Here is an 11,198-nt window from a genome sequence, read left to right as displayed (position 1 = left end):
GAGACGGGCCATGAACATCGGACAAGCCGCCAAGGCCTCGAACGTGACCGCCAAGATGATCCGCTATTACGAGAGCATCGGGCTGATCACCGCGCCGATCCGCACCCAGGCCAATTACCGCGTCTATGCCAATGACGATGTTCATGCGCTGCGCTTCGTCAAGCGGGCGCGGAATCTGGGCTTCTCGGTCGAGGAGGTGCGCGAGCTGCTGGCGCTCTGGCGCGACAAGAGCCGCGCCAGCGCCGATGTGAAAAGCGTCGCGATGAAGCATGTCCAGGATCTCGAAACCAAGATCTCGGAACTCCAGGCGATGGCGCGCACGCTCTCGCATCTCGCCCGGACCTGCCACGGCGATGGGCGCCCGGATTGCCCGATCCTGGCTGATCTCGCCGACCCGGCCGCGTCGCTCGCGCCAGTGCCCGGCAAGCCCAAGCGCAAGGCGCGGCAGGAAGCCGACTGCGCCTGCCACGAGGATGCGGCGCTGCCTGCTTAGCGACTGTTCGGCAATCTCCGCGAGCCCTTGCCCGCGCGCGCCTGTGCGCTGCGGTGTTTCGACCGGGCGCGGGGAACCCCTCTCCCATTTTGAATGGCGATGGAGCCTCGACAGAGAACACTCTCCTGCAAGGAGAGGGCAGGGTGAGGTGTAGGCCGCTATCCGCTGGGGCGCGGCCTCACCGCCGCGTGCGGTTGGCTTTGCGCTCTCCTGGTCCAGGGGCCGACACCTCATCCCTGCCCTTCTCACTGAACTCGGGCTTGCCCGAGTTCGGCACTCAGAGTGTCGAAGTCGGGTAGACCCGACTTCGATGCAGGAGAAGGGTTCCCCGCGCCTTTCGCCACAGCCGCGACGCCTCTTCGATCCTTCGGATCGCCCCGGAATGACGGCGGAGCCCCCGCCAAAAGCCGCGGGTCTTACTTCGCCTTTTGCAGCTTCGTGACCGTGATCTGGCCATTGACCCGGTCGGCGGTGAACATCACCTTCTGGCCGGCTTTCACATCCTTGAGCATGGCGGGGTCGGCGGCCTTGAACACCATCGTCATGCCGTCCATGTCGAGGTTCTTGATCGGGCCGTGATCGAGGGTGATCTTGCCCTGGGCCTCATCGACTTTCTTGACTGTCGCGCTCACCAGCGGAGCGTCCTGCGCCAGGGCTGCTCCGGCAAGGCCGAGGCTGACGAAGGCGATCGTGAGAAGTTTGCGCATCATGGTCTCCATCGTTGGTTTGGGGACAAGGGCCGTCACTTGACGACGACCTTGCCGGTCATGCCCGCCTCGCGGTGGCCGGGGATCAGGCAGGAGAAATCGAACTCGCCGGCCTTAGTGAACTGCCAGACGATTTCGCCGGTCTTCTTCGGTGCGAGGCGCTTGGCGTTGGGGTCGTCATGCTCCATGTCGGGGTTCTTCTGCATCTCGATGGCGTGCTTCAGGTTCTCCTCGAGCGTCGCCAGCACGAGTTCATGGTCGAGCTCGCCATTGTTGCGCAGCTGGAACTTGACCTGCTCGCCGCGCCGCACCTCGATCCTGTCGGGAATGAACTGCATCTTGCCGTCGCGCTCGCCCATCGAGATCTGGATGAGGCGGGCCGGCTTCTTCGGGTCGCCAGGCTTGCCATAGGCGGTCTCGTCGCCATGGCTGTGGCCGGCCGCGCCCGGCGCGGCGTAGGCTGCTCCGGTCGAGAGCAGCAGGGCCAGAGCGGCCAGTTTTGGTATCGACATCATCCGCTTCATGCGTTCGCTCCTGTCCGGTGGGGGTCAGTGGTTGGAATGCGGGTTCTTGGCGGCGGGCAGCGGCTTGCCGTCCGGCCCCAGCCTGGGCTTGCGCGGATCCTTGACCCGCCATTCCGTCGGCTCGATCTTGGCGCCAGGTGTTTGCTTGGCGCCAGGTGTTTGCTTGGCGCCGGGTGCGGCCTTGTCGTTGAGCGGCTGCGCGCGCGGTGCCTCGGTCAGGCCTGCGCCCTTATATTCATAGGCGACGGTGCCTTGCGGATTCTTGTACGAGCCGGGATCCTTGTAGTCGCCCTTCGCCAGCCCCTCGCGCACCTTCACCACCGAGAACATGCCGCCCATCTCGACCGGGCCGAACTGGGCGAAGCCGGTCATCATCGGCAGGGTGTTGTCGGGCAGCGGCATCTCCATGCCACCCATCTCGCCCATGCCGTTCGAGCCCATCGGCATGTAGCCGGGCGCGATCTTGGCGATCCGCTTGGCGAGGTCCTTCTTGCCGACGCCGATATAGGTCTTCACCGAATGGCCCATGGCGTTCATCGTATGATGCGATTTGTGGCAATGGATGGCCCAGTCGCCGGGCTCGTCGGCAACGAAATCAAAGGCCCGCATCTGGCCGACCGCGCAATCGACCGAAACCTCCGGCCAGGCGGCGGCAGGGTCGACCCAGCCGCCATCGGTGCAGGAGACCTTGAACTCGTAGCCATGCATATGGACCGGGTGGTTGGTCATGGTCAGGTTGCCGAAACGGATGCGGACCTTGTCGTTGAGGCCGACCACGAAAGGGTCGATGCCGGGGAAGACCCGGCTGTTCCAGCACCACAGGTTGAAATCGAGCATGGTGTTGACCTTCGGCACATAGGAGCCGGGCTCGATGTCGAAGGCGTTGAGCAGGAAGACGAAGTCGCGGTCGACGCGGCGGAAGGCCGGGTCCTTTGGATGCACCACGAAGAAGCCCATCATGCCCATCGCCATCTGCACCATCTCGTCGGAATGGGGATGGTACATATAGGTGCCCGAGCGCCTGAGCTCGAACTCGTAGACGAAGGTCTTGCCGGGCGGGATATGCGGCTGCGTCAAGCCGCCGACGCCGTCCATGCCATTGGGCAGGCGCTGGCCGTGCCAATGGACGGTGGTGTTCTCCGGCAGCTTGTTGGTGACGAAGATGCGGACCTTGTCGCCCTCGACCGCCTCGATCGTCGGTCCCGGCGACTGGCCGTTATAGCCCCAGAGGAAGGCCTTCATGCCGGGCGCGAGCTCGCGCTCGACCGGCTCGGCGACGAGATGGAACTCCTTCCAGCCCTCCTTCATCCGCCAGGGCAGGGTCCAGCCGTTCAGCGTCGCGACCGGCTGGTAATCGGGCCCCGATGTCGGCGCGAGCGGCGCCTGCGTCGTCGCCTCCGCCATGGTCGGCGCTTCCGGCAGCGCGGCGAAGGCGGTTCGGCCGGAGACGGCGGCCGCGCCCGCGAGCACGAGGCCCGACGAGCCGATGAACCCCCTGCGTGACAATGCGGTCATGTCGATGTTCTCTCGCTGGGGTCAATGAGCCGGCGCATCGCCGCCGCCGGCCGAAGCGACGACGGCTCCACCACCGCCTGCGCCGACCCCGCCGCCGATGATCGCGTGCTTGAAGTCGGTATGGGCGATCCAGACATCGCGCCGGGCATTGATCGCGGCGACATTGGAGAGGATGCGGCCGCGCGCATCGACGATGAGCTGGGTCACGTCGATCAGCATGCCGTTATACTGCAGCAGCGCCTCGTCCTGGATGATCTTGCGCAAGGGCAGCACGTTGCTCTGGTACTGCCGGGCGATCTCGTGGGAGCCGCGATAGGCGGTATAGGCCTCGCGCGCCTCGGAGCGGACATTGACCGCCTTCTCGGCGAGCTTGTTGGCGGCTTGCATATAGGTCTGCTCGGCCTGGACGACGCGCGACTGGCCAAAATCATAGAGCGGGATCTCGATTTCGAGCTCCAGCGTGCGGCTGCGCTTGGCCTCGCGCTCGATATCGCCATCCGCGAGGATGGTACGGCCGCGATCATAGGTGCGTCGACCCAGGAGATCGATGTCGTTCACGAAACGGGTCGCCTGCGTCAGGCCGAGCGACTTGGCGAGGAGATCGAGCTCGGAGCGCGCAATCTGTACGTCGATGCGCTTGCGCAGCGCCTCGGCCTCGACAGCCTTGACGGTCTTCAGCGGCGGCAAGGGCGGCAAGGTGCCGGGCAGCTTGAACTTCAGGTCGTCGCCCCAGAGGCCGAGCTGGCGCACCAGCCGCTCGCGCTCCTGGCGCTGCTGCAGCCTGGCTTGCGCGAGCTGCGCGCCGAGTTCGGCGTCGAAGGCGAATTCGCGCGCCTGGTTGAGCTTGTTGATACCACCGGATTCGCCGAGCCGCTTGAACAGCTCGGACGCCGCGTCGGATGACGCCTTGGCCTGCTGGAAGAAGGTGGCCTGGGCATTGGCCGCCACAGTGCGATAATATTGCCGCCGCGTCTCGGCTGCGAGCTTCAGCACGGCCTCGGCCGCGCGCAATTGGGCCGCGCCAAAGCGATCGCGCGCGATCTCCGCCCGTGCCGGCAAGGTGGCAAGCGCGAGCAGGCTTGCCGCGACCTGGCGCTCGATCTCGATCTCGAACCGGCCCGAAAGCTTGGAGATGCCGAAGCGCGGATTGGGCGGCAGGCTGGCCGCGACCATTTGCGCCTCGGCGATGCCGAGTTCGTTGAAGGCGGCTTGCAGGCCGCGATTATTGAGCAGCGCGATCTGGACGGCGCTGTCGGCCGTCAATGGCGCCTTCAGCAGCTTGTCGACCCGCGCCTTGGCTGTGCCGGCGGAGGCGTCGTCGCCGATCTTGACGACATCCTTGTTCAACTCGGAATAGGCGATCGTTTGCGCCGTGCCGACGCCGCCATCGGCCGAGAAGCTGGCGCAGCCGCCGAGCAGGGCGGCGATGCCGGCCAGTAAGGCGAGGCGGAAGATCCGGCTCGCATGGATGGATGATGCGGTTCTCGTCATGGTCGCGGACCGTCTTGGCGTGGGCCGACCTGGCGCGGACCGACTTGGCGATTGAGCTCGCGCCAGTCCTTGGGCTCTGCCGGGCGCAGGGTGGCCGAGCCAGCACTGATGCTCTGATAGGCCAATGCCGGAACGCGGATGTCGGGATCGGCCGGTCGCGCCAGATAGCCCGGAACAGGCGCCGCCGCGCAGGCGCCGAGCGCCAGTCCGAGTGAGCTAATGAGAAGCAGTCCTGGGCGCATCGCGGGGTGGCATGTCCTGAGCGTCGATGGCATCTGGGTAGCAACCGGTGCCGGCCCGTGTCCGTTACAAATTGTTGCGATGCCGGCCGCGCATGACGGGCCGAGTAGCGCTATCCTGCGTATCAGGCTGGGGGCTCCTCGCTCCCGCAGACACCGTGCGAAGCGGACGCCAGGGCAGGGATAGCCGGATTTGGATCAGACACCCGTCACAGCAGCGGCCGACGACCACGGCCATGTCCTGGTGGTGGATGACGACCCGCAGATCCGCCTGCTGGTCGCGCGCTTCCTGCAGCGTCACGGCTATCAGGTGACGGGCGCGCCGGATGGCCGCGTGATGCTCGAGATCCTGGCGCATACGGCGATCGACCTTGTCATCCTCGATCTGATGCTGCCGGGCCGTTCCGGCATCGAATTATGCGGCGATATCCGCGCCACCTCGCAGGTGCCGATCGTGATGCTGACCGCCCGCAGCGAGGAGAGCGACCGCATCCTCGGCCTGGAGGTCGGCGCGGACGACTACGTCACCAAGCCGTTCAGCCCACGCGAATTGCTGGCGCGGGTACGCGCCGTGCTGCGGCGCGCCCGGGCGACGCGCAAGGCGGATGCCGGCCAGGTCAATCAGTCCGTGGCTTTCGACGGCTGGAGCGTCGATCTGCGCCGGCGCGAACTGGTCTCGCCTTCGGGCACGCTGGTCGATCTCTCCACAGGCGAATTCGACTTGCTCGTCGTCTTCGTCGAGCATGCCAACCGCGTGCTGTCGCGCGAGGCGCTGATGCAATACGCCAAGGCCAGGACCAGCGACGATCCTTTCGACCGAACGATCGATGTCCAGATCAGCCGGCTGCGCCGCAAGCTGGAAGCCGACGCCCAGGGCGGCCAATTGATCAAGACCGTCAGGGGCGCGGGCTATATTTTCACGCCCGATGTCAGGTCGCGCGAAGGGCAGCCGGCGTGAGGAGCACGCTGAAACGGGGCCTGCCCGACACGGTGGCGAGCCGGGCCATCCTGGTCCTCGTCGTGGCGCTGCTGGCTTTCCACCTCGCCGGCTACTGGGCCTACCATATCGGCGTCGAGAGCCACGCGACGCAGCAGAGCGCTCGCGGCCTCGCCGAGCGCATCGTTTCGATCAAGCGCGCCATTGCCAGCATTCCGCAGGAGCCCGAGCGCGACCGTGTCGCCCATGACCTGTCGAGTGCGAGCCTCGAGGTGCATTGGAGCAAGGTCAGCCTCGTTCTGGGCACGGCGCCGGCGACCGAGCGCACAAAGGCGATGGAAGCACGGCTCAAGGAACTCGTGCCTGATCTGGCAGCCGAATCCTTCCGCCTCGGCTTCGCCGATGACGGCGCGCTCCGCTCGGGCGAGGCCGATGCCTATCGCCACATGATGCTGGTCTCGGTCCGGCTCGAGGATGGCTCCTGGGTGAATTTCTCGTCGACGGCGGGCGCGCCGCAGCATGGCGATGACGGGCTGATGACCGTCATGATCTGCCTCGGCATCGGCATCATCGTCGTCGCCGTGCTGCTGCTGCGCTGGGCGACGCGGCCCTTGCGCGATCTCGCCATCGCGGCCGAGCGCTTCAGCCTCGACCAGACACCCCAGCCGCTCGATGAATCCGGCCCGGCCGAGGTCCGCCGCGCCGCGCGCGCCTTCAACACCATGCGCGAGCGCATCCAGCGTCTCGTTGCCGAGCGCACCCAGGCGCTCGCCGCCGTCTCGCATGATCTGCGCACCCCGATCACGCGTTTGCGCCTGCGCTCCGAATTGCTCGAGGACGAGGCGACGCGCGATCTCGTCGACGCCGACCTCTCCGAGATGGAGGGGATGATCGATTCGACGCTGGAATTCCTCCGCGGCGGTGACTCCAGCGAAGCTGTTCGCCCGATCGACATCGTCTCGGTGCTGGAAACCATCGTCGATGACGAGGCCGATCAGGGCCGCCGGATCACGCTCGACGCACGCGCCCATGGCCGCGTGCTCGGCCGCTTGCTCGCCCTCAAGCGCGCGTTCTGGAACATCGTCGGCAATGCGGTGAAATATGGCGACAGCGCCATCGTCGCGATCGCGGAGACGCCGACGCAGTTCGCAATCACGGTCGAGGATGACGGCCCCGGCATTCCCGAGGCGCAGATGGAGCGCGTCTTCCAGCCCTTCGTCCGATTGGAGGAATCGCGCGGCCGCGAAACCGGTGGCTCGGGGCTGGGCCTGACGATCGCGCGGGCCGTCATCGCTTCCCATGGCGGGGAGATCGCGCTGGCGAATCGCCGCGAGGGCGGCCTGCGCGTGACGATCACCCTGCCGAAACTGGAACTTTCCGCGCGTCAGCCGGCTGATGTGGCGCAGGACCGCCCTGCACAATCAGGAACTGCCGCTGAACAGCGGCCTGTCTGACTTCAGCGGCCGATTTGGAGGTTTTTGCGGGGAACTGGCTGGGGCGGGAGGATTCGAACCTCCGAATGGCGGTACCAAAAACCGCTGCCTTACCACTTGGCGACGCCCCAACGTGCCGCGCCTTCTAGAACGCGGCGCAGCCGTGTGCAACCGTTCGCGCCGCCGCAGAATATCTCTTTTCAGAAATCGGCGTCACAATGCCCCGGATGCTGTTGCGCCCGCGCTCCACGCTGGCTATAAGCCCGGCACCAGTTGATCGGAGTGTGGCTCAGCCTGGTAGAGCACCTCGTTCGGGACGAGGGGGTCGCAGGTTCAAATCCTGCCACTCCGACCACTGGATTTCCCGAATATTGTTGATGTTACGCGAGTTTCGGCCTTGGGCCGCCCCTTCCTGCGAATGGGCGGCGCACATGGCCTCGCATCTCGTCGTGCTGTCGAAAGACCCCAAGACCGGGAACTGGCGAGCGCGAAAAGTGATCCCGCTCGAGGGCCGTTCCGATTTCGGCAGGAGAGGACAAGCCGGTTTGGCCCGCGCTTCTCGGGGAAGGGCAGGTCCGAGAGAATTTCCGGAGGCGGCTGGCTTCCGTCGAAGGGCGCAGCGTCGCCATCCGTGACCGGGCTAGGCAGCTCGGCAGGAGCGTTCTCCATCCGCGAAGCTCAGCAGGCACCATCGCCGATACGTTGACCAGATCGCGCCGCACACCATCAGATGAAGACCAATGTCGCTCAACCGTGCCCATGCACTCCGCTCTCCTCGACGAAGGCCTTCTCGCATTCCTTGAGAAAGCCCCTGCTGGTTGCCCGTTCGTCGGCGACGTCGCCCAGAAGGAGGGCATGACCTAAAGTCAGCAAGAACAGCGAGCGAGGGGATGCGGGCTTAATGGCGCGGAAACTCAAATTTTAAACAGTCTTGTTTCCGAGGATCAGATCAACCTCTTCGTAAGCCCTTTCATGCTTAGTTTCTGTGCAGGCTGTTTTCGGCCTGACGGGGGCGTCTCTTGAATCAGCTCGGCGACCACCATGGAGGCCCGGAGTCCGCCAGGACGGCCGGTCCCGTCGGCCACGTTCTTTCCGTGCGCGGCTCCGAGGCTCAGATCGACCTGCCTGCGCCCTGGCCCGACAAAAGCGCGAGGGCGACTGTCGGCCGATTCCTGGCTATCGATGCCGGTCCCCTGTCCCTCATCGGCATGGTCACCGAGGTTTCGATGCGGCCTTCCGCTCCCGAAGCCGCCAACGCGCATCGTGCGGTGGCGCGGGTCGCGCTGATGGGCGAAATCGTCAGCAATGCCGACGGATCGCAGTCCTTTCGCCGCGGTGTTTCCGACTACCCCGCGATCGGCGACGCGGCCCATCTCATCAGTCGCGAGCATCTTCGATTGATCTACACCCCGGCAGGCCTACGCACGATCAATATCGGTCATCTCAACCACGACAGTTCGATCTCGGCCCATATCGACGTCGATAGCCTGATCTCCAAGCACTTCGCGATTTTGGGCTCCACCGGCGTGGGTAAATCCAGCGGCGTCACCGTCATCCTTCAGGAAATCCTCAAGGCACGACCGGATGTGCGGATTTTCCTGCTCGATGGTCACAATGAGTATGGCCGTAGTTTCGGCGAACGGGCCAATGTCATCAGCCCGCGCAATCTGAAGCTGCCTTTCTGGCTGTTCAGCTTCGAGGAACTGACCGACGTCATCTATGGCGGCCGTCCCGCCGTGGCCGAGGAATTGGAAATCCTCTCCGAGCTGATCCCAATCGCCAAGAGTAACTACCTCCAGTACAAGCCCGCCACCGATCGGCTCGGCTTCAAGAAAAGCAATCCCAAGCGTACCGGCTATACCGTGGATACGCCGGTACCCTATCTGCTGCAGGATCTGCTGGCGCTCATCGATGATCGCATGGGCAAGCTCGAGAACCGATCCTCGCGCATGAATTATCATCGCTTGATGACGCGCATCGAGACCATCAAGAACGATCCGCGCTACGCCTTCATGTTTGAGAATGCCAGCGTCGGCGGCGACACCATGGTTGGCCTGCTCACTCATCTTTTCCGCCTCGAGCCCGACGGTAAGCCCATCAGCGTCATGCAGCTCGCCGGCTTGCCGGTGGAAGTCGTTGACGCGGTGGTCTGCGTGCTATGCCGGCTAGCCTTTGATTTCGGTCTATGGAGCGATGGCGCAATGCCGCTGCTCTTCGTCTGCGAGGAAGCACACCGCTACGCCGCAGCCGATCACAGCCTGGGGTTTGGCCCAACCCGCCGCGCCCTAGCCCGCATCGCCAAAGAGGGCCGCAAATACGGGGTCTTCCTCGGCCTCGTCACCCAGCGGCCGGCCGAGCTCGATCCCACCATCATCTCGCAATGCTCCACCCTGTTGGCGATGCGCATGGCCAACGACCACGATCAGGCGCTGCTCCGCTCGGCCGTGGCCGATGCTGGAGCAAACTTGCTCGATTTCGTTCCCTCTCTCGGCACCGGCGAGGTGGTCGGCTTCGGCGAGGGCATGCCGATGCCGGCCCGCCTGACCTTTCGGCGGCTGGACGACGCGGCGGTGCCGCGCAGCGAATCCACCGCCCCTTCGGCCGGTGACGCCGAGGTGGCGACGCAGCGCGAGTTCATTGCAACGGTCGTTGCGCGGTGGCGCGGCACGGTGAAGGACGAGGAGGCAAGTGCCGGCCCCGTCCGGGAGGCTCCGGCACCCAACAGCTCCAGCGAAGTGCCGGGCTCCGGCGTCTCGCGGCTGCTGGAAGATGCACGCCTGCAGATTCTCAAGCGCTAGCCGCGACAGATTGCAGATGGCCACATCGATCGACTTCGAAACGCTGCTGGACGTGCTTGACGGTCTTCCGGTGGGAATTGCCGCCACAAGCCAGAACATACCCATCTATGCGAACCGCCAGGGCTTAGCTCATGCCGCCTTGCCGGCGGGCCAGCGGGATGCCGCGCTGACCGGTCGCACCATCAATGTGCAGCAATTCTCGCTGTCCATCGGTGGGGTGCTACATCAGGTCCGGCTTTCCCTTGACGTCACCGAACAGCGCGCGCTCGAGGACGAGCTCTTCCGGCGTGCCTATTTCGACGATCTCACCGGTTTACCCAACAGAAGCCTGCTTGAGCGCAGCGTGGCAGCGCTGACGGCATCGGATCCCGAACAGACCTTCGCCCTCGCCTTTCTCGATCTCGATGGCTTCAAGAATATCAACGACTACTACGGACACGCCGTCGGCGACGCGCTGCTGGTCAAGGTCGCCCAGCGCCTCAGCGGCGAACTGCGCCCCTTCGATCTGATGGCGCGTGTGGGGGGTGACGAGTTCGTATTGCTGCTCTCGCCCTCCGGGCCGATGGAAGAGATCGCCGCCAGGGTCGAGCATTTCCTCTCCAGGCTGAAGGAGCCCTACTTCATCGAGGGCAGCGAGATCCTCACCTCCGCTTCGGTCGGCGTCAGCCTCTACCCTGCCGACGGCCGCTCCTATGACGCGCTCTGCTCCAACGCCGACCGAGCGATGTACCGGATCAAGGGCACCACCAAAGGCAGCGTGCAGTTCTTCAGCCCCGGCGTTGATCACGCCGCGAGCGAACGGACGAAGATCGAGCAGCGGCTTCGGCTGGCCGTGCGAGACCGACGCCTCCGCTGCGCCTATCAACCGAAGATCGATTTCCGTTCGAACGAAATTGTCGGTGTCGAGGTGCTGCTGCGTTGGATGGACGAGGAGGGCGTGATCCACCCGCCGGGTGACTTCGTCAATCTAGGTGACCGACTCATAACTTCGCAACCAGATGCGGATTGAAGCGAGTTGGACTGAGGCGAGGAAGTTGTCGTCTCGCTTATCGTAGCGCGTG

At 65.0% G+C, this 11,198-nt stretch carries 9 protein-coding genes and 2 tRNA genes; 6 read left to right on the top strand and 5 right to left on the bottom strand.

All coding sequences use genetic code 11. From position 1 onward, the window contains the following. The first annotated feature begins 10 nt into the window (after positions 1-10). Complete coding sequence (gene cueR, locus J2Y55_RS24495) at positions 11-493, top strand: Cu(I)-responsive transcriptional regulator (protein ID WP_310158714.1); 483 nt, start codon at positions 11-13, stop codon at positions 491-493. Between the two features lie 416 nt (positions 494-909). Here the strand turns inward: cueR and J2Y55_RS24490 are convergent, their stop codons facing one another. Genes J2Y55_RS24490 through J2Y55_RS24475 form a run of 4 tightly spaced genes read right to left on the bottom strand, consistent with a single transcriptional unit; the run spans position 910 to position 4,730 of the window. Then, positions 910-1,203: a copper-binding protein gene (locus tag J2Y55_RS24490; RefSeq protein WP_310158712.1), complete on the bottom strand. Its 294-nt coding sequence runs from the start codon at positions 1,201-1,203 to the stop codon at positions 910-912. Positions 1,204-1,235: 32 nt separating this feature from the next. Continuing rightward, a complete protein-coding gene (locus tag J2Y55_RS24485) occupies positions 1,236-1,715 on the bottom strand; it encodes a cupredoxin domain-containing protein (protein ID WP_404979032.1) in 480 nt (159 codons plus the stop codon). 33 nt (positions 1,716-1,748) lie between these two features. Further along, positions 1,749-3,239 (bottom strand): multicopper oxidase family protein, encoded by a 1,491-nt coding sequence (locus J2Y55_RS24480; RefSeq protein WP_310158708.1) that lies wholly within the window; start codon positions 3,237-3,239, stop codon positions 1,749-1,751. Positions 3,240-3,260: 21 nt separating this feature from the next. Then, positions 3,261-4,730 carry a TolC family protein gene (locus J2Y55_RS24475; RefSeq protein WP_310158706.1) on the bottom strand — a complete coding sequence of 490 codons (1,470 nt, stop codon included), beginning with the start codon at positions 4,728-4,730 and terminating at the stop codon, positions 3,261-3,263. A gap of 432 nt (positions 4,731-5,162) precedes the next feature. Between J2Y55_RS24475 and J2Y55_RS24470 the strand changes: the two genes are divergently transcribed. Both J2Y55_RS24470 and J2Y55_RS24465 read left to right on the top strand, forming a co-directional pair. Then, positions 5,163-5,927, top strand: a complete 765-nt coding sequence (locus J2Y55_RS24470) for a response regulator (protein ID WP_310158704.1) — start codon at positions 5,163-5,165, stop codon at positions 5,925-5,927. Beyond that, positions 5,924-7,360 (top strand): ATP-binding protein, encoded by a 1,437-nt coding sequence (locus J2Y55_RS24465; protein WP_310158702.1) that lies wholly within the window; start codon positions 5,924-5,926, stop codon positions 7,358-7,360. Before J2Y55_RS24470 ends, J2Y55_RS24465 begins: the two co-directional genes overlap by 4 nt. 35 nt (positions 7,361-7,395) lie before the next feature. Here the strand turns inward: J2Y55_RS24465 and J2Y55_RS24460 are convergent. Beyond that, a tRNA-Gln gene (locus J2Y55_RS24460) sits at positions 7,396-7,470 on the bottom strand. A 147-nt stretch (positions 7,471-7,617) separates the two neighbouring features. Between J2Y55_RS24460 and J2Y55_RS24455 the strand changes: the two genes are divergently transcribed. The 3 genes from J2Y55_RS24455 to J2Y55_RS24445 all read left to right on the top strand — a co-directional run bounded on the left by J2Y55_RS24455 (position 7,618) and on the right by J2Y55_RS24445 (position 11,146). After that, a tRNA-Pro gene (locus tag J2Y55_RS24455) sits at positions 7,618-7,694 on the top strand. Between the two features lie 664 nt (positions 7,695-8,358). Next, positions 8,359-10,137, top strand: a complete 1,779-nt coding sequence (locus J2Y55_RS24450; RefSeq protein ID WP_310158700.1) for an ATP-binding protein — start codon at positions 8,359-8,361, stop codon at positions 10,135-10,137. A 16-nt stretch (positions 10,138-10,153) separates the two neighbouring features. Then, on the top strand, positions 10,154-11,146 hold the full coding sequence (locus tag J2Y55_RS24445; protein WP_310158698.1) for a diguanylate cyclase domain-containing protein: 993 nt from the start codon (positions 10,154-10,156) through the stop codon (positions 11,144-11,146). The last annotated feature ends 52 nt before the right edge of the window (positions 11,147-11,198 follow it).

The sequence above is a fragment of the Allobosea sp. BE125 genome (assembly GCF_031456075.1).
Classification (GTDB): Bacteria; Pseudomonadota; Alphaproteobacteria; order Rhizobiales; family Beijerinckiaceae; genus Allobosea.
This window is presented reverse-complemented; position numbering and strand designations above follow the sequence as displayed.

Coding starts and splice junctions, on each gene's coding strand:
- cueR (WP_310158714.1), top strand. CDS start 11: ATGAACATCGGACAAGCCGCCAAGGCCTCGAACGTGACCGCCAAGATG.
- J2Y55_RS24490 (WP_310158712.1), bottom strand. CDS start 1,203: ATGATGCGCAAACTTCTCACGATCGCCTTCGTCAGCCTCGGCCTTGCC.
- J2Y55_RS24485 (WP_404979032.1), bottom strand. CDS start 1,715: ATGATGTCGATACCAAAACTGGCCGCTCTGGCCCTGCTGCTCTCGACC.
- J2Y55_RS24480 (WP_310158708.1), bottom strand. CDS start 3,239: ATGACCGCATTGTCACGCAGGGGGTTCATCGGCTCGTCGGGCCTCGTG.
- J2Y55_RS24475 (WP_310158706.1), bottom strand. CDS start 4,730: ATGACGAGAACCGCATCATCCATCCATGCGAGCCGGATCTTCCGCCTC.
- J2Y55_RS24445 (WP_310158698.1), top strand. CDS start 10,154: ATGGCCACATCGATCGACTTCGAAACGCTGCTGGACGTGCTTGACGGT.